The organism is Halobacillus sp. Marseille-P3879, assembly GCF_900240285.1.
Lineage (GTDB): Bacteria > Bacillota > Bacilli > Bacillales > Halobacillaceae > Halobacillus_A.
Map to the genome: position 1 here is coordinate 884349 of NZ_OESS01000002.1, position 17642 is coordinate 901990.

Below are 17642 nucleotides of genomic sequence, written 5' to 3' on the forward strand. Positions count from 1 at the left end.
GCTTTTTAGCCCGGGTTTTTTATGTGCTTCGTATATTTATCTGCTCCTGAATCACAATAGAGAGAAATCACTTATTACAGGAGGAAATAAAATGGAACAGCAAGTACCAAACACCAATCCACAACCTTCAGAAAGTATGCCTTCCGCTGTAAGTCATGGAGGACATGAACTATTTGATGCCCATGAAGTTATATCATCCGTCATTAGCTTACTGGATCACTATCAGATCTATGAACAACATATGCAGGACTCAGAACTAAAGCAAATTGCTTCCCGCCAGTCACAGTTCTTAACAGAGCTTTATAATATTATGGTGGAATGTTTACAGACTGGAAGTAAACCTGCTCAATCGACTCACATTTATAAAATGGAACAAAACAATGACGTGGTATACGGTATGAAGCCAAGTCAGCCTAAAAAGCCGAATCAATCAATTAGTGAGATCTCCGATGAAGGTTTGTCTGCCTATATGTTAGGTCAAGCCAAAAGTTTGGCTTCTTTAATGTCTATGACAGCCCTCGAAGTAACAAATCCAGTATTACGAAGAGTGATTGCTGACAGTGTTCCTAACCTGATCGAAATGAGTTATGAAATTTTCCTATATCAGAATAAACATGGTTATTATCAGGTTCCACAGCTTGCTCCACAAGATCTTTCCCAAATGACGCACAGCTATGAATCAGCTCCAGATCAAGGAATCCATTAAAAATATGCCCCACCGGTGATTAGAAAGTAGTTAAAAATCGGTGGGGCTGTATGTTTTTTCTCTGCTTTTACGAATTAGATGCATTTGCTGCAGCAGCTGCTCCGATCATTCCTGCCATCATTGCGGCTTGCTGAGCCTGCATTATAGCCTCCATTGTTGTAAATAAACCTGTTTCGACTACACTTGAATTCTTCAATTTCTCACTCACCGTTAAATTAACAGCTGTTTTGGTATTAATATCTTTTTGCCATTTAAAATGTTTCGAACGGTCTAAATCGTTCTTTATCGACTGGATGACTTCTAACTCATTCCCTCCTTGATCTATCAGAGAGAGGAGTCCTATTTCAGGATAGAGGATGCTTTTAGGCTTTATTGAGATCTGCTTTAACTGATCATAGACTTGTACAGCCCGATTAATTAAAACATCCTGATCGTGCTGCGTATCCAGAGATAAGACGTGACTTAAAAATTGCAGGTGATTCCCTTTAGTAAATTGATTTCGACTCAACTTCCTGTAGAAATACTCCACTCTATTCACAATTTCATCTACTTCTCCGTCTAATTCAGCTAATAGGACTGCTAAAGGATAATCCTCATTTGTCGTTAAGATGGGATGCTCTTTTTTCATCTCTTTAAATATATACTTTGCTCGTTTGATTTGATCCTGCGTTGTACCTATGCGATTATCGGTGAGGATAATTAGTGCAGCAATATACGTGAAGTTCCCTTTTTTAAATCCATTTTCCACAAGTTTATCGTAGAGATTTACCAGATCATAAAATTTATCTTCTGGATCATCAAACGTAATATCCATTAATGCAGCTACCGTAAAACGTAAATTCGACTTAAGAGGAGAAAAAATACTCGCTTCTTTTTTAATAAAATCGCTCAACTCTTTAAAGCGAATGATAGAAAACGGGCGCTCGTGCATTACATAGACAGAGGCGGACATCATTAGCACCTTATTATCTGTCCATTTTAACCCTTCATCCATTTCATAAAATATGCTTTTATATTTTTCCAAATCGTTAACAGCAGACTCCATTTTTCCACATCCTTTAATGCAGTTTACTATAGATACGAGCAGTACTACTTGAACGTTTCACCATATTCAAGAAAAAAGCATATAGAGTAATGGAACTCTACATGCTTAATTTTGATTTATTTTGTTTCATTAGAGGATTCTTCCTCCTGCTTCACCGCTTCTTTACTACTGTCCCCTGATTCTTTCTCTTTGGTTGCTGAGACTTCCTCAAAGTGATTTTCATTTACTGAATTGAAGTCATTAACATTGCCTCTTGAAACATAGCTTTCAAGCATTGCTTTTAAATCCATACCGGTCGTCTCTTTTAAAGATTCTTGTATACCCAGCATCGTAGAGGTTACACTGTTTGCTATTTTTGAGGAGCCTCCCTGAGCATTGGAATCTCCCATGTCAATAACCTTCATGTCTTTAATTTGTGACAATGGTGCTGATATCTTCTCTGCATATTCAGGCAGAATACTGATCAACATTTCTACAATAGCAGCTTCTCCGTAATGTTCCATTGCTTTAGCCATTCGTTCTTTAGATTCCGCTTCTGCCATACCGCGCTGTCGGATGACTTCTGCTTCAGATTCCCCTTTAATTCGTTCTGTATCTGCTTCAGCTTCCGCCCGTTTAGTTACTTCATATGCTTCAGCATCAGCAATTGAACGACGACGTTTGTTTTCTTCTTCTTCTAATTCTACTCCTCTTTGCTTTTCTATGTATTTAACCTTGAGTTCCTCTTCTTTGATTTGTTGAGCGAGCTTCTGCCGCTCCAGCTCACCGGCTTGATTCGCATTTTCTTTGGCACGATTTGTCTCTTTTTGAAATTCTGCTTCTTTAATATCTTTTTCCTTCGTAGATTCTGCAACGGCAGTCAGACGGCGGTTTTCTTCATCCTGAGCTTCCTGGTCATTCTTAGCCTGATAGATACGTGTTTCTTTAGTAGCATCTGACTCAGCCATGTTTGCTTTCTTTTGAACCTCAGCAATATGCGGACGGCCCAGGGCGTCAATATATCCATTTTCCTGATCAACGTCTTCTACATCATTTAAAGCAAAAGACGTGATTTCAAAGCCCATTCCCTTTAAATCCGATTCGGCTATTTTTTTCACCTGTGTGTTAACTTCTTTAAAGTCATTATAAATTTTTTCAATAGGTAAAGAAGCTATGATTGAACGTAGATGACCATTTAGTACATCCTTCAATTCAGATTCTCGTTCACCTTGTTTCTTACCTAAAAACTTCTCGGCGAAATTTGCCATAATTTCGAGTTCGCTTCCTATACTAATGACTGCTGTGCTCGCTACGCGCACCGGAATTCCTTCCTTCGTATAGGCCTTTTCAGAATTAACCTGCAGCTGAAAGGAAGTCAAGTCAATCGGTGTTGCTGTCTGGAACATCCGCAAACGATAACCGCCGCCTCTAATAATTTTTACAGAACGTCCATTATCATCTTCGAAAACATTTTTCTCTTGCTCAGGATCCCCAAGCTTTGGCCCGGTAACAATTAACGCTTCATTGGAGCTGGCCGTTTTGTAGCGCAAGCGAAAAATAACGTAAGTAAGAAGCCCCCCTACAACAGCGACACCGCCGAGAACGATTAGAATAATGACAAATAAAGTACTTTCCAGCAAAGTTACATCCCCTTTTCTTTTAATTATCCATTGTCCTTATGAAAAAAATGGATTCATTATTACATAACGATTACAACCTTACAGAAGTTTCAGTAATTTTTCAATTCTCCTAAAAAAAACAGCTTGTAGAGAAACATAGATTTTCTCTACAAGCTGTTCACCTTACTATAAAAAGGAGATTTATAATGCTTCCATGTAACGCTGATAATAAGCTTCTACATTATTCAGCAGCAGAAGTTCAGTATAAATATAACTCTTCATGTTAAAATCATTAAAATCGATGTTGGTCAGCTCCTGAATTTGTTTGATTCGATAGTTCAATGTATTAGGATGGATAAATAATTGGCTTGCAGTCTGTTTGCCTTTTCCGTTATTTGCCAAATAGACCTCTAACGTTCTGAGTAGATTAGTCTGCTTTTCCGTATCATTCTGAATGAGTTTAAGAAGATCTTCACTGTAATAATCCTCTGAACTATTTTTTTCATAAAGGGCTGCCAGGTAGCGATAAATACCTAGTTTCGCAAACTCCCTCGGCATCGTTTCAGGGCGAGGAGTAATAAAGTTTGCAGTTTCAATAACCTCTAGAGCTTCAAGGAAACTCTTTCTTAAGTGATAAAGGGTTGTATACTCCTTCCCTACTCCAATAAGAAAATGATAAAATTCTTCTTCTCCTGTTTCATATTTTACCTGATCGATTAATCTTCTGGCTATTTCCCGGGAAGAAAACTCTTCATGTATAAAACCGTTGATTACAATGATAATTTGAAACTCTGTCTTTAAAAACTGCATTTGACTTCTTTCCGGGGAATGCCGAATTATTTTCTCCAGGTAATCAAGCATGTATTTATGCTTCGGAGTTGTAATTGAGAAAGCAGAAACCGAAAAACGTTCCGGCAATGCCAGCTTAGCTAGAGAGGCATCATGTCTAATTTGACTCTCGCTCCCGTATTCATGATGCAGCAGCTTCCAAATCAGTTCTTCTTTACGGCCTTCTTTCGCGTTCGCTTTCGCATACACATCATAAATTAATTTGCCGATATGAGGTGTTATTTCTTCGAGAAAGGTAAGCTCCTCGTCTTTAAGCAGCTGGTCTGACTCCTGAACCCAAACATACCCCATTGTATGCCCCAGGTGCTGAGCAGCAATTACTATTCGCTGATGAAAGCCTAATTCTTCGATTGGATGAACACGGATAGGATCAGGACGTTTTTCCAGGCGTTGAACGATCCCCTCTTTTTTTAGGCGGTCGATAATAAAAATAGGACATTTCTTAGAGAGGATGGTTTTCTGCTGTGTTTGATCAAATTCATCAAATGACGAACTGTACGAAATCAGTTCAAAGTTCTTATTTTCAATAATAACTGGTTTCTTTAATCTTGAACTGATCAGTTCAGTAGCTTTATGAACATCTTCAACTTGAAATATTAACTCTTTTACTTCCATATCAATCAATACCTTTCCAGGTTGTCAGTGTATGACTATGTAACCATTATTATATCGATTAATGATAGAAAGCAAAAGAAAAAGAGCTCCCTTTTATGGAGAGCTCTTTTGAATGTTCTATTAATACATTTCCGAAATGGTTTTAGCCTGCATGTGAAGAGCCAGATAATCAGGTCCGCCGGCTTTAGAATCAGTACCAGACATTTTGAAACCGCCAAATGGCTGATAACCTACAATTGCACCTGTACAGTTTCTATTAAAATACAGATTACCCACATGGAAATCACGTTTCGCCTTTTCTAAATGATCACGATTATCAGAGATAACCGCCCCTGTTAAACCATATTCTGTATTATTCGCAATCTCGATCGCTTCATCAAAGTTCTCAGCTTTTGTGAAACAAACGACGGGCCCGAAAATTTCTTCCTGCTGCATACGGGATTTCGGTGCCAGATCTGCGAAGACTGTTGGTTCTATAAAGTACCCTTTGGAATCGTCACCTTTACCACCTGTAATAAGGCGCCCTTCATCCTTGCCAATTTCAATATAGCTCATAACTTTATCAAACGCGCCCTGATCGACCACAGGTCCCATGTAAACATTCTCTTCAGAAGCGTTACCAACAGTTAATTTTTCCGTTCGTTCTTTTACCATTTCAAGGAGCTCATCATACACATCTTTGTGTACAACTGCTCTTGATCCTGAAGAGCACTTTTGACCTGAGAAACCAAAAGCAGACACAATTATCGCTTCAGCTGCTGTTTCAAGATTGGCTTTATTATCAACCACTACTGTATCTTTCCCGCCCATTTCAGCAATGACCTGTTTAATGTGTGTTTGACCTTCCTTTATTTCCGCTGCCCGTTTTAGGATACGGGTTCCCACATCACGTGAGCCTGTAAAAGAAATTAACGCTGTCTTTGGATGATCAACTAAATAATCACCAACTTCTCCACCGCTCCCAGGTACAAAGTTAAGAACACCCTTAGGCAGACCTGCTTCTTCTAAGACTTCAACAAACTTAGCAGCAATCACCGGACTGTTGCTGGCAGGCTTCATTACAACGGTACTTCCAGTAACGAGAGGAGCAACCGTGGTTCCTGCCATAATAGCGAAAGCCAAGTTCCAAGGTGGTATAACAACAGCTACACCGGTGGAAGTATAAATATAACGGTTTTGTTCGCCTGGACGACTTTCGATCGGCTTACCGTCCTTAAGTTCAATCATTTGACGGCCATAATATTCTAGAAAGTCAATCGCTTCAGCCGTATCCGCATCAGCTTCTTTCCATGGCTTACCTACTTCATATACGAGATAAGCAGAGAATTCATGCTTACGTCGACGAATCATACTTGCTGCCCGGAAAAGGACTTCTGCACGAGCGCGTTCATCCCATTTTCTCCAATCTTCAAACGCTGTAGAAGCTGCTTGTATTGCTTTTTCCGCAATTTCCTGATTCGCTTTTGAAACCGTACCTACTACCTCTTTCGTATTTGCCGGGTTAGTGGATACAATTTCCTGATCTGTTCGGATTCGTTCCCCATCCACCAGCAGATCATGCTTTTGCCCAAGCTCATTTTTTACTTTTTTTAACGCTTCTTCAAATGCTTTTTTATTTTCCTCGACTGTAAAATCTGTAAACGGTTCATGCTTGTATGGAGTAACCATAGTTAAATTCCCCTTTCAAATAATTATTTACTAAAAATTCCCTTTATAGCAAAGGCAATGTTTGCCGGTCTTTCCGCTAAACGTCTCATAAAATATCCATACCAATCTTCGCCATACGGTAGATAAACGCGAACCGTATACCCTTCTTTAACCAACTGCTTTTGAGTTTCATTACGCATGCCGTATAACATCTGAAATTCAAATTGGTTCCTGGATAATTTTAGTTCGTCCTCGAGTTGTTTCGTATATTCAATCATGGCATCATCATGACTTGCTACTGCCGTATAGTGGCCGTTTTCTAAATTTTTTTTAATTAAGCGCTTTAAATTTGAATCGACCATTTCCTTCTCTACGAATGCCACTTTACCTGATTCCTTATAAGCTCCTTTAACAAGTCGCAAATAAGGGTTGTACGAGTTAAGATCGTCAAGGTCTTCATCCGAACGATAAAGATAGGATTGAATCACAGTTCCTAAGTTTTTGTGTTTTTCCTTCAACGCTTTATAAATCTCTAATGTGGAACCACATCTTGATGAGTCTTCCATATCAATAGTGACTGTGATTCCTTTTGACTCAGCTTCAGTTAATATCCGCTCCATGTTTTCCATAACAAGATCCTGGCTGATATCAAGCCCTAATGATGTTAACTTCAAGGAAACCTCTGAACCTAGTTGGTGCTTATCGATTAAACGAATTGTATCTACACATTCATTTGCACGATCTTTAGCCTCTGCTTCAGATGTCACAAATTCTCCCAGATGATCAACCGTTACTTGTAATCCATCATGGTTAAGCTGCTTTATAATTGGTATTGCCTGGCTAAACGTTTCTCCTCCTACAATCTTGTCAGCTCCAAAGCTTGTTCCAAACCGCTTGGCAAAGCGATCCAATACTTTGTTATTGGAAAGGTATAAGAAAAAGTTCTTACTTATGGCTTCCAAGATCACCACACCCTTTCTTTTATACATTCAAACCATGTGGATCAATTGTAATAGATATAATTATTTGATCTATTACGAAAATTATAACGATTTATGACATACCCTGACAACGTGGCATTCCCACAAACATTATAACTTCTCATTGTGCTTCTAACACAATAGTGAATAATCACACAAAAAACCGTCACTCTACACATGACGGTTTATAACTTTTTCATATTAAATTGGGCGTTAAGCTGTCCTTGAATCATATTATCCCGGACTTCACGTTTCTTAGTCTCGTTTAACAACTCCTGCTTAATTTCATATGTTTGAACCCCTTCTTCACGCTTATCTGCAATTTCCATTAATAGTTCAATGTCAGCGAACGAGTACTTTCTCGTCCCTCTTTCTGTACGTTCCGGAAAAATTAACCCTCTTGATTCATAGTACCGAATCATACGGCAGGATAAGCCTGTGATTTCATTCACAATTCCGATTGTAATGACTTTCTTATCTTTATAAGAAGACATAATTTACTCCTTTAACCACCAAGATTATTTAACCCTACGATTGATCCATGTCAATTGATTATGTTCCGTTAAGGCTTTAAGCTGACTGACTGTTAAAGAGCATGAATGGCGGGCTGAAGGCTCTAACAGCTCAGCCTCTACCAGCTTGTTTATATAATGCTGTTTTATTTCATGCATGGCACTTCGCAGCTGATTAGGTTCTGAAACTTCCATAATCCAATTATACTCCTCATTAGTCTGATACTTTTTTGATTGTTCCATTTATATTCCTCCTTCAAATTGACCTTATGAACAGGACTACGATAAAATGGAAAACAATAGCATTCCTCCAGCCTACTGCCTCTCTTTTTCTGTGTTGTAAGTATAAGGTTAGAGGAAATTTTTAAAAATGTCAGTTGTTATGTAAGAAAATCTAACACAAAATTCTGCAAATTAAAACTTATATGTAAGGAATAGTGACATATACCTAAAAAACAACTCCCATTACAGAGGTCACTGAAAAAATTCTTTCTAATCTAGAAGAGCTTATAAAGTTTGTTGTTGCTTCTTTCGAATCGCTTGTCGGTGGATGCTAGCCGCGGGCACGGCCTCAGCTAACTTGGTCAAGAAGATCACTTGACCATGTGGATCTTCGGCTTGCGCTGTTCCCGCAGGATTGTAGCGAAGAATAGCGAGTTGAACCTAGACACGGATATGAGACTGCCTCACCTTCGGGTCTCCCGAGCATGCGTGTACACGGATCGAGGGCGATACTCACCGTTGATCTAAAGTGAATGATGAAGCTCATGGGGAATAAGAGGGGGAGTACCCTCTTAAGATCAAAAGATATAGGCGGGTTGAACGAAGAAATCGTTCAACCCGCCTACATTTTTACACATCACTTGAAATCGTGCAGTTCTTCAGTGGCCTCCACATTACATGAGTTGTTTTTTTACTGTCTTTATTGATATCCGTTAACCAGCTTGTCTAACCTTCCTGTTTCAGGATCAATAATTAAACCGTGTACAGGAATGCCTTCCGGTAACAGCGGATGGTTATGGACGGTTGCCACACTTTGTTTAACACTGTCTTCTACACTGCTAAATCCCTGTAAAAATTGATCCAACTCGACTCCAGAATAATCCAGAGTATTCAGGGTGTCATTCTGAATGCCTCGATCTCTCATTTTGCTTAAAATGCCTTCAGATTCAAGACTTGCCATCCCACAGTCATAATGTCCGACGATACACACCTCTTCAGCACCTAATTCATAGATGGCCACAAGTATACTTCTCATTATACTGCCAAACGGATGAGAAACTACGGCACCGGCCGTCTTTACAATTTTTACGTCTCCATTCCTTACGTTCATCGCCTTAGGCAGTAACTCTACTAACCGCGTATCCATACACGAAACGATCACCAGCTTTTTGTTAGGAAGCTTGCCCCGCTGATATTTCTCATACTCTTTCTTTTCAACAAACTCTTCGTTGTGAGCCATAATTTCGTCTAACAATTTCACTTCATCCACTCCTATCCATTCTATTCCTGGCTTTGTAAAAACATTAGTATTGATAATCTCTTCCTTAAGTACGGCCTCTGTCAGAGGAGGTAAAACGTAACTGCAGACTTACAGTTTTTCTATGGGCCCTCTAAAACACGCTTATATTTTTTCCTTCTCCACATCCGGGTAGTTAAATACCTTTCTTTGAAATAATCAACACCAGCTTTTACTTTAGCCATTTCTTTAATACTAGCGTTCTCTATGAAAATTGAAAAGTGTTAACTCTTGTTTTAAAGAATAAACCTTTTTTCACATAACAAATTAGGTCTTTTTCTTCGTTTTACAATAAAAAACAAGGGAATATGTATCGTAAGTGTTGCAACTATCTCAGTTACTACATAACGTTTATTCCGGCCATTCATCCTTTTAATGCACTTAATCAGAAGAATTATTATTTAAAGGAGGAATACGATGAGTAAGATCCGATTAATCCCCTATGAGGTTGATGAAATTGTTGAAGTTTCTTCCGAGACGCCCGAAGGAGTAAAGATGGTTCAAGCTCCGGAAATATGGGACCGGGCAGACAGGGGTAGCGGAAATGTAATTGCAATTATCGATACCGGCTGTCAGATCGATCACCCTGATTTAAAAGAGAGAATTATTGATGGAAGGAATTTTACCTCTGATTATGAAGGAGATAGTGGGAATTACAACGATAACAACGGACACGGAACCCATGTAGCCGGAACAGTTGCCGCTTCTTCTGCGAATGAAGATGGAATTCTGGGCGTGTCTCCAAAAGCGGATATTCTAGTCGCTAAAGTTCTGAGTGAAGATGGGAGCGGTGAATACCAGTGGATTATTGACGGCATTCACTATGCCATCGACTGGGAGGGGCCTAACGGAGAAAAAGTAAGAGCCATATCCATGTCCCTCGGCGGTCCGAGTGACGTCCCTGAACTGTATGAAGCAGTTAAGAGAGCAGTTGATGAAGGAATCCCTGTTGTATGCGCCGCAGGTAATGAAGGGGATGATCGTCACGAAACCGATGAATTCGCTTATCCCGGAGCGTACAATGAAGTGATTCAGGTAGGTGCGATTAATTTTAACAAAGAAATTGCTCCGTTTAGTAATACGAACGATGAAATTGATATAGTTGCTCCCGGGGTTAATATATTATCAACTTATCTGGACAGCAAGTATGCTAAACTCTCCGGAACTTCGATGGCTACTCCACATGTTTCCGGGGCACTTGCTTTAATTACTAAAATTGCGGAAGACCAATTTGACCGCAAATTAACCGAAGCAGAGCTTTACGCACAACTCGTAAGGCGTACAATTCCTCTTGGTTATCCTAAATCAGCAGAAGGAAACGGTCTGCTCGCCCTGGCCATCCTTGATCAATTTGAACAGTTATTTAAAGCCTTTAATACTTCTTTCAATATACCAAGACAAAAAGAAAAAGCCGGCTCGGCCAAGAAATCCTGATACAATAAACAGCCGCCTGTGGATGTTTACAGGCGGCTACTTTTTGTAATCATCAAGAAAATCTTTCTGAAAGCTGGTTGTTATTTTTGGTTCCTGAAAATCTTTTAATGAGCGGAATGTATCGTTCCCATATTTTTCTGTCAAACTTTCCATCACTTTATAAAGCTTTTCTTTACTTGCGTATTGTTCAAAACTAAAAAGGTCAAGCTGTTGGGTCGCCTCTGACTTCTCTGCTAATTCTTGTACCGTCACACCCAGCAGTCTAACAGGCTTCTGATTCCAATGCTCATCGAATAACTGCATAGCTATATAAAACAACTCATCTGACGATCCGATATATTCAAGCTGCTGTTTACTTCTTGTAATTGTTTTTCGATCATGGTAACGAATCGTAATCTGGACGTTTTTTGCGACCACACTTTTATTTCTCATTCTTAATTCTACTTTATTAGTCAGCCGCCTGAATACTCTGCGGATTTCATTATCCTCCGTAGTATCTTCCGCAAGTGTAGTAGAAGTCCCAATACTCTTAAACTCATGAACAGCATCAGGATCCACAGGACGTTCATCTATCCCATTCGCTCTATTTAGAAGTCTTTCCCCATTGACCCCGAGAAGCTGCTTTAATTCTACAGGTGAGTGACCAGCCAAATCCCCAATGGTATTGACTCTGATTTTTCTTAATTTCTCAGCAGTCTTTTCACCTACCCCATACATATTTTCAATTGGTAAAACCCATAGTCTCTCCGGCAGATCACGTTTGCGCAGGACTGTGATCCCCATTGGTTTTTTCATATCGGAAGCCATTTTGGCCAAAAATTTATTTGGTGCTATACCTATGCTGCAGGGTAAATCTAATTCGTCAATAATTCTTGACTGAATTCTTTCGGCAATTTCAAGAGGGGATCCCTGGTCTTCACATTCTGTAATATCAAGATACCCTTCATCAATGGAAACCGGCTGAACGAGGTCAGTAACATCAGCGAGTATTTTGAACATTTCTTTAGAAGCAGTACGATAACGATCAAATGTAGGTCGCCTCACAATTAAATTCGGACAGAGCCGCTTTGCTTCTCCAACCGGCATGGTTGTTTTTACACCGAATTTCCTTGCTTCATAGCTGCTGGTTACAACTATTCCTCTTCGCTCTTCAGGGTTCCCAGCAATAGCCAATGGTTTTCCTTTAAGCTCAGGGTGATATGCCATCTCAACCGAAGCATAGAAACTGTTCATATCGACGTGAAAAATAACCCGCCCATTTTTTGGATACCACTTTGACATCGTTACCCTTCCCTTTCTTCGAACGTTCGTTCTCTTATTGTAACATAAGAACAGACACGTTTACTACATGGCGTCCAGGGGTCTCGAGAACTTGATTGTTGGTCGCTGCGTGTTTAAACAGGTACAAAAAAAGCTTGCAGAGTTAACAATGGTTTCTCTGCAAGCTGAACATGACTGTGAATTACTGACTGGCAGCTTCTTCTATAATTGCGGTTACGAACTCAGCAACCTTTACTAATTCAGATACGGGTATTTTTTCATTAGTAGTATGAATTTCTTCATATCCCACTGCAAGGTTTACAGTAGGTATATCGAAACCTGCTATAATATTAGCATCACTGCCGCCGCCACTTGTTAACAGCTCGCTCTCCCGTCCTATTTTGGCTGCAGCTGCTCTTGCTACCTCTACAACCTGATCTCCTGCTTCATGCTTAAAGCCGGGATACATAACCTCGATGTTTAGATCAACTTCTCCTCCCATCTCTTCTGCAGTTTCGTTAAACGCTTTTTTCATTTTATCCACTTGCTTTTCCATTTTCTCTGGTATCAACGAGCGGGCTTCAGCAAGAATTTCCACGTAATCGCATACAATGTTTGTCTGTTTTCCGCCTTCGAACCTTCCGATGTTAGCTGTCGTTTCTTCATCGATTCGTCCAAGCGGCATTTTAGCAATCGCTTTAGAAGCAAGGGTAATCGCAGATACGCCTTTTTCAGGAGCTACCCCGGCGTGGGCAGTCTTTCCTTTCACCTTTGCTAGAATCTTTGCCTGGGTGGGAGCAGCTACAATGATGTTTCCTACCTTGCCGTCACTGTCAATAGCATAACCGTATTTCGCTTTTAAATGTTTAGATTCCAGCGCCTTCGCACCAACAAGTCCGCTTTCTTCGCCTACCGTTATAATAAACTGCAGATCGCCATGCTCGATGTTCTGCTCTTTTAGACTGCGAACAGCTTCAATTATTGCTGCAATACCAGCTTTATCATCTGCGCCTAATATCGTCGTGCCGTCCGTTATTACATATCCATCTTTAACCTCAGGTTTAATGTCGTTTCCCGGAACCACAGTATCCATATGGGAAGTAAAGTAAATAGGCTCTACATCACTTTTCGAACCTTTCAAATTACAAATTAAGTTCCCTGCACCATGGCCCGTTTTTTCCTTCGCTTCATCCTCTATAACTTCAAGACCTAATTCATTAAATTTCTTTTTAAGGACTTCTGCAATTTCAGCTTCAAATTTTGTTTCCGAATTTACTTGAACCAATTCTAGAAATTCATCCAGCAGCCGTTCTTTATTAATTGAGACCATTACCTTAACTCCTTCCTATGTAACAAACTTCACTTTGTACGTTAGCCGAACAAGGCTGGCCTGTCAATTAAAGCGGTATGTTACCATGTTTTTTATACGGACGCTCTTCTTGTTTGTTTTTCAGCATGTCCAACGCCTTTATTAACGTGATTCTCGTTTCTCGAGGATCGATGACATCATCAATCATCCCAAGGCCGGCAGCAACGTAAGGATTAGCAAACTTTTCACGGTATTCATTAATTTTGGATTGTCTTGTCTCTTCGGGTGAGTCGCTGTCGCGTATTTCTTTAGCAAAAATAATATTCGCTGCTCCTTCCGGCCCCATTACCGCAATCTCCGCATTAGGCCACGCGTACACCAGGTCAGCCCCGATTGATTTACTGTTCAATGCCACATATGCTCCACCATAAGCCTTTCTGGTGATTACTGTTAACTTAGGAACAGTTGCTTCTGAGTAGGCATATAAAATCTTAGCACCGTGTCTTATAATCCCACCATGCTCTTGTTTGATTCCAGGGAAGAAGCCTGTCACATCTTCAAAAGTAATCAGAGGAATATTAAAAGAATCACAAAAACGAATGAACCGAGCTGCCTTGTCACTTGAATCTATATCTAAACCGCCAGCCATATACTTTGGCTGGTTACAAACTAGCCCCACAGGCTGACCTTTCAATCTGCCAAAACCAACTACTATATTTCTGGCGAAGTCTTTATGGATTTCAAAAAAACTATTTTCATCCACCACTTCATCAATAATAGTTCTAACATCGTATGGACGTATCGGGTCAAATGGAATTTTGTCAGTTAAATCCGGACGGTAGTCATCCGACTCTTCTACTTCTGTTATGGGAGGCCGTTCCTTACTATTCTGAGGTAGATATTGCACTAGATTTCTTACAGTAGCTAAAGCTTCTGCTTCATTTCCTGCTTTAATATGGGCATTACCGCTTAACGTATTATGAACGTCTGCCCCTCCTAAGTCTTCAGATGATATTTTTTCGCCTGTTACGGTTTCAATTACTTTAGGACCCGTAATAAACATTTGAGAAGATTTTTCAACCATAATGACAAAATCCGTAATAGCAGGCGAATAAACAGCTCCACCTGCACAAGGGCCCATTATAACGCTGATTTGGGGTATAACACCGGAGTAGATGGAATTTCGATAAAAAACCTGGCCATAGCCATCCAGGGAGGAAACCCCTTCCTGGATCCTAGCACCGCCGGAATCATTTAAGCCAATGAATGGAGTGCCATTCTTTACTGCCAAATCCATAACTGCAGCAATTTTCTTCGCATGCATCTCTCCAAGGGCTCCCCCGAAAACTGTAAAATCCTGCGCAAATAAATAGATAGATTTGCCATGGATCTTACCGTAGCCCGTGACAACACCTTCCCCAGGAGCCTCTTTCCCATTCATCCCAAAATCCTCATGACGGTGTTCGATAAAAGGATTTAATTCTACAAAAGAGCCATCATCTACAAGATAATCAATTCTCTCTCTGGCTGTCCACTTGCCTTTTTCGTGCTGTTTCGCAATCCGTTCATCTCCCCCGCCCAATTGAACTTGACGGCGTTTATCATAAAGCTCGTTAATCTTATCGTAGATGTCCATCACTATCAGTCCTCCTGCTTTGGTTGACAAAGTTCATATAAAACTCCATTCGCTGCTTTTGGATGGAGAAAAGCGATTTGAGTTTGATGAGCTCCCTCTTTAGGGGCATCATGGATTAATGAAATGCCTTCCTCTCTATATTGTTTCAATCTTTCATGAATATCATCCACCTCTAATGCGATGTGGTGGACGCCTTCACCCTTTTTTGTAATGTACTGGTGAATCGGTGAATCGTCGCTTGTAGGCTCCAGCAACTCAATCCTCGATTCACCTATAGTAAAGAACGCCACTTTAACTTTTTCGGATTTAACTTCTTCCACAGCTTCTAAAGTCAGCCCTAGCGTGTTTTGATAGAAAGGAAGCGTCATGTCTATACTCTGTACAGCGATTCCAATATGCGCCACCTTCTTAGGCGCTGCCCTTGTTTCATGATTCATCATTTGTTTAATATAAATGGCAATTGCCTCAGTAGGAGATCCGCTTGTGAATATTTTTGCTACACCTTTTTCCTCTAAAAAAGGGATATCCTCAGCAGGAATAACACCTCCGCCAATGACAGGTATGTCTTCCGCCTGTTCAGCGGCCAGTGCTTCTACTACTTTTGGAAATAATGACTTATGGGCGCCGGATAATGAAGAGAGGCCAACTACGTCAACATCTTCCTGAACAGCGGCTCTCGCGATTTGGACAGGAGACTGTCTCAAACCAGTATATATAACTTCCATCCCATGATCTCTTAATGCCTGTGCAATAATTAACGCTCCACGGTCATGCCCGTCCAGGCCTGGCTTGGCGATTAGTACGCGTATTGGTTTCATTGTAACGTCATCCTTTCCTACATGGCCGTATATTCTCCAAATTCATCTCTAAGAATGTTTGCAATTTCCCCGACTGTCGCATAAGCTTTCACTGCTGATACAATATGAGGCATAACGTTTTCATTTGTCCTGGCTGCTATTCTTAAAGCCTTTAAGCAATCGTTTACTTTCTCCTCTTCACGGGATAATCTGACCTCTTTCGTACGTTGAATCTGGTTTTGCTCCAGCTGTTCGTCCACCTTTAATAAATCCGGATTGATTTCCTCTTCCAATTTGTACTCATTTAAGCCAACGATAATATCCTCTTTTGATTCAATACGTTTTTGGGCATCATAAGCTGTTTGATGAATTTCCCTCTGCATGTATCCTTCTTCAACGGCCTGCACAGCTCCGCCCATTTCTGAAATTCTTTGAAGATATTCATTCACCTGCTCTTCGATTTGGTCTGTTAGCGCTTCCACATAATAAGAGCCGCCTAAAGGGTCAATCGTATCCGCTACTCCGCTTTCCTGCGCAATAATCTGTTGAGTTCTTAATGCAATACGCGCTGAATCTTCAGTGGGAAGCGCGAGAGCCTCATCCCTGGAATTAGTGTGCAGGCTTTGAGTCCCACCCATTACCGCCGCCAGTGCCTGGATGGTTACTCGCACAATATTATTATCGGGCTGCTGGGCTGTCAGGGTACTTCCTCCGGTTTGAGTATGAAACCTCATCTTCCAGCTTTTCGGATTCTCAGCCTTATAATGCTCCTTCATTATTCTGGCCCAGATTCTTCTCGCCGCACGAAATTTTGCAGCCTCTTCAAAAAACTGATTGTGAGCATTAAAGAAAAAAGCCAGTCTTGGTGCAAATTGATCAACCTTCAGCCCCGCTTCGATCGCGGCGTCAACGTAAGCCATTCCATTCGCAATTGTAAAGGCTGCCTCCTGTACTGCTGTCGACCCTGCTTCTCTAATGTGGTACCCTGAAATACTAATCGTATTGAACTTCGGCAGATTTTGCTGACAATAGGCAAAAATATCTGTGATTAACCTCATGGAAGGCTTAGGTGGATAAATGTATGTACCCCTTGCAATATATTCCTTTAAAATGTCATTTTGAATCGTCCCTGTCAGTGCCTCCGCTTTCACACCCTGCTTCTCACCGACAGCAATATACATTGCAAGCAGGATCGAAGCAGGAGCATTTATCGTCATAGAGGTACTTACTTCATTTAATGGAATCTGATCAAACAGAACTTCCATATCTTTCAAAGAATCAATCGCTACCCCTACTTTTCCAACTTCGCCCTCAGCCATAGGATCATCAGAGTCATATCCTATTTGAGTGGGAAGATCAAAAGCAACAGAAAGACCAGTCTGTCCTTGATCTAACAAATAACGAAATCTTTTATTTGTCTCACTTGCAGATCCAAATCCAGCGTATTGACGCATGGTCCAGTAGCGGCTGCGATACATGGTAGGCTGGATGCCTCTAGTGTACGGATATTGGCCTGGATAGCCTAATTGCTTATCATATTGCTCTGTATTACTGTCTTCTGGTGTATATAAGGCATTAATATCAATATCGGAGCTTGTATGAAACTGTTTTTTGCGCTCAGGAAATCGCTGTGTAGTTTTTTGCACATCCCTTTCCCATTTCTCCTTCTTATGCTGTGATTTTGATGTATCACCCATCTGTCTGCCCCCTTTAGTAATCCCCTACGTTAAGCATA

General features: G+C 40.6%; 15 protein-coding genes. 2 read left to right on the plus strand and 13 right to left on the minus strand.

All coding sequences use genetic code 11. The features are described from left to right. The first annotated feature begins 91 nt into the window (after nucleotides 1–91). Entirely contained in the window at nucleotides 92–706 is a 615-nt protein-coding gene (locus C1A12_RS12310) for a spore coat protein (protein WP_101844168.1), read from the plus strand. A 67-nt stretch (nucleotides 707–773) separates the two neighbouring features. Here the strand turns inward: C1A12_RS12310 and C1A12_RS12315 are convergent, their stop codons facing one another. The 8 genes from C1A12_RS12315 to C1A12_RS12350 all read right to left on the minus strand — a co-directional run bounded on the left by C1A12_RS12315 (nucleotide 774) and on the right by C1A12_RS12350 (nucleotide 9435). Continuing rightward, nucleotides 774–1751 carry a DUF4003 family protein gene (locus tag C1A12_RS12315; protein WP_101844169.1) on the minus strand — a complete coding sequence of 326 codons (978 nt, stop codon included), beginning with the start codon at nucleotides 1749–1751 and terminating at the stop codon, nucleotides 774–776. A gap of 116 nt (nucleotides 1752–1867) precedes the next feature. Continuing rightward, complete coding sequence (locus C1A12_RS12320) at nucleotides 1868–3370, minus strand: flotillin family protein (RefSeq protein ID WP_101844170.1); 1503 nt, start codon at nucleotides 3368–3370, stop codon at nucleotides 1868–1870. Between the two features lie 180 nt (nucleotides 3371–3550). Next, nucleotides 3551–4813, minus strand: coding sequence for a CdaR family transcriptional regulator (locus tag C1A12_RS12325; RefSeq protein WP_101844171.1), 1263 nt, complete (start codon nucleotides 4811–4813; stop codon nucleotides 3551–3553). A gap of 120 nt (nucleotides 4814–4933) precedes the next feature. Continuing rightward, nucleotides 4934–6481, minus strand: coding sequence for an L-glutamate gamma-semialdehyde dehydrogenase (gene pruA, locus C1A12_RS12330; protein ID WP_101844172.1), 1548 nt, complete (start codon nucleotides 6479–6481; stop codon nucleotides 4934–4936). Nucleotides 6482–6504: 23 nt separating this feature from the next. Next, the gene (locus tag C1A12_RS12335) at nucleotides 6505–7422 is read right to left on the minus strand and encodes a proline dehydrogenase family protein (RefSeq protein ID WP_101844173.1); all 918 of its coding nucleotides are present in this window, start codon (nucleotides 7420–7422) and stop codon (nucleotides 6505–6507) included. 203 nt (nucleotides 7423–7625) lie between these two features. Then, entirely contained in the window at nucleotides 7626–7934 is a 309-nt protein-coding gene (locus C1A12_RS12340; protein WP_101844174.1) for a MerR family transcriptional regulator, read from the minus strand. A 24-nt stretch (nucleotides 7935–7958) separates the two neighbouring features. Beyond that, nucleotides 7959–8195: a hypothetical protein gene (locus C1A12_RS12345; RefSeq protein ID WP_101844175.1), complete on the minus strand. Its 237-nt coding sequence runs from the start codon at nucleotides 8193–8195 to the stop codon at nucleotides 7959–7961. A gap of 679 nt (nucleotides 8196–8874) precedes the next feature. Beyond that, nucleotides 8875–9435: a carbonic anhydrase gene (locus C1A12_RS12350; protein WP_101844176.1), complete on the minus strand. Its 561-nt coding sequence runs from the start codon at nucleotides 9433–9435 to the stop codon at nucleotides 8875–8877. Nucleotides 9436–9888: 453 nt separating this feature from the next. Here C1A12_RS12350 and C1A12_RS12355 point away from each other — a divergent pair, with 453 nt between their 5' ends. Continuing rightward, entirely contained in the window at nucleotides 9889–10905 is a 1017-nt protein-coding gene (locus tag C1A12_RS12355; protein WP_101844177.1) for a S8 family peptidase, read from the plus strand. A gap of 36 nt (nucleotides 10906–10941) precedes the next feature. Here the strand turns inward: C1A12_RS12355 and C1A12_RS12360 are convergent, their stop codons facing one another. The 5 genes from C1A12_RS12360 to C1A12_RS12380 all read right to left on the minus strand — a co-directional run bounded on the left by C1A12_RS12360 (nucleotide 10942) and on the right by C1A12_RS12380 (nucleotide 17604). Further along, complete coding sequence (locus tag C1A12_RS12360; RefSeq protein ID WP_101844178.1) at nucleotides 10942–12186, minus strand: DNA polymerase IV; 1245 nt, start codon at nucleotides 12184–12186, stop codon at nucleotides 10942–10944. 181 nt (nucleotides 12187–12367) lie between these two features. After that, nucleotides 12368–13495 carry a M20/M25/M40 family metallo-hydrolase gene (locus C1A12_RS12365; protein ID WP_101844179.1) on the minus strand — a complete coding sequence of 376 codons (1128 nt, stop codon included), beginning with the start codon at nucleotides 13493–13495 and terminating at the stop codon, nucleotides 12368–12370. A gap of 67 nt (nucleotides 13496–13562) precedes the next feature. Further along, nucleotides 13563–15110 carry an acyl-CoA carboxylase subunit beta gene (locus tag C1A12_RS12370; protein ID WP_101844897.1) on the minus strand — a complete coding sequence of 516 codons (1548 nt, stop codon included), beginning with the start codon at nucleotides 15108–15110 and terminating at the stop codon, nucleotides 13563–13565. 5 nt (nucleotides 15111–15115) lie between these two features. Further along, nucleotides 15116–15928 (minus strand): methylmalonyl-CoA epimerase, encoded by an 813-nt coding sequence (mce, locus tag C1A12_RS12375; RefSeq protein WP_101844180.1) that lies wholly within the window; start codon nucleotides 15926–15928, stop codon nucleotides 15116–15118. 17 nt (nucleotides 15929–15945) lie between these two features. Next, nucleotides 15946–17604, minus strand: coding sequence for a methylmalonyl-CoA mutase (locus C1A12_RS12380; RefSeq protein WP_101844181.1), 1659 nt, complete (start codon nucleotides 17602–17604; stop codon nucleotides 15946–15948). Nucleotides 17605–17642 lie beyond the last annotated feature (38 nt).

What these genes read in the sequence shown, in the direction of transcription:
- C1A12_RS12310 (WP_101844168.1), top strand. Translation starts at nt 92, where the DNA reads ATGGAACAGCAAGTACCAAACACCAATCCACAACCTTCAGAAAGTATG.
- C1A12_RS12315 (WP_101844169.1), bottom strand. Translation starts at nt 1,751, where the DNA reads ATGGAGTCTGCTGTTAACGATTTGGAAAAATATAAAAGCATATTTTAT.
- C1A12_RS12325 (WP_101844171.1), bottom strand. Translation starts at nt 4,813, where the DNA reads ATGGAAGTAAAAGAGTTAATATTTCAAGTTGAAGATGTTCATAAAGCT.
- pruA (WP_101844172.1), bottom strand. Translation starts at nt 6,481, where the DNA reads ATGGTTACTCCATACAAGCATGAACCGTTTACAGATTTTACAGTCGAG.
- C1A12_RS12340 (WP_101844174.1), bottom strand. Translation starts at nt 7,934, where the DNA reads ATGTCTTCTTATAAAGATAAGAAAGTCATTACAATCGGAATTGTGAAT.
- C1A12_RS12345 (WP_101844175.1), bottom strand. Translation starts at nt 8,195, where the DNA reads ATGGAACAATCAAAAAAGTATCAGACTAATGAGGAGTATAATTGGATT.
- C1A12_RS12355 (WP_101844177.1), top strand. Translation starts at nt 9,889, where the DNA reads ATGAGTAAGATCCGATTAATCCCCTATGAGGTTGATGAAATTGTTGAA.
- C1A12_RS12360 (WP_101844178.1), bottom strand. Translation starts at nt 12,186, where the DNA reads ATGTCAAAGTGGTATCCAAAAAATGGGCGGGTTATTTTTCACGTCGAT.
- C1A12_RS12365 (WP_101844179.1), bottom strand. Translation starts at nt 13,495, where the DNA reads ATGGTCTCAATTAATAAAGAACGGCTGCTGGATGAATTTCTAGAATTG.
- C1A12_RS12370 (WP_101844897.1), bottom strand. Translation starts at nt 15,110, where the DNA reads ATGGACATCTACGATAAGATTAACGAGCTTTATGATAAACGCCGTCAA.
- mce (WP_101844180.1), bottom strand. Translation starts at nt 15,928, where the DNA reads ATGAAACCAATACGCGTACTAATCGCCAAGCCAGGCCTGGACGGGCAT.
- C1A12_RS12380 (WP_101844181.1), bottom strand. Translation starts at nt 17,604, where the DNA reads ATGGGTGATACATCAAAATCACAGCATAAGAAGGAGAAATGGGAAAGG.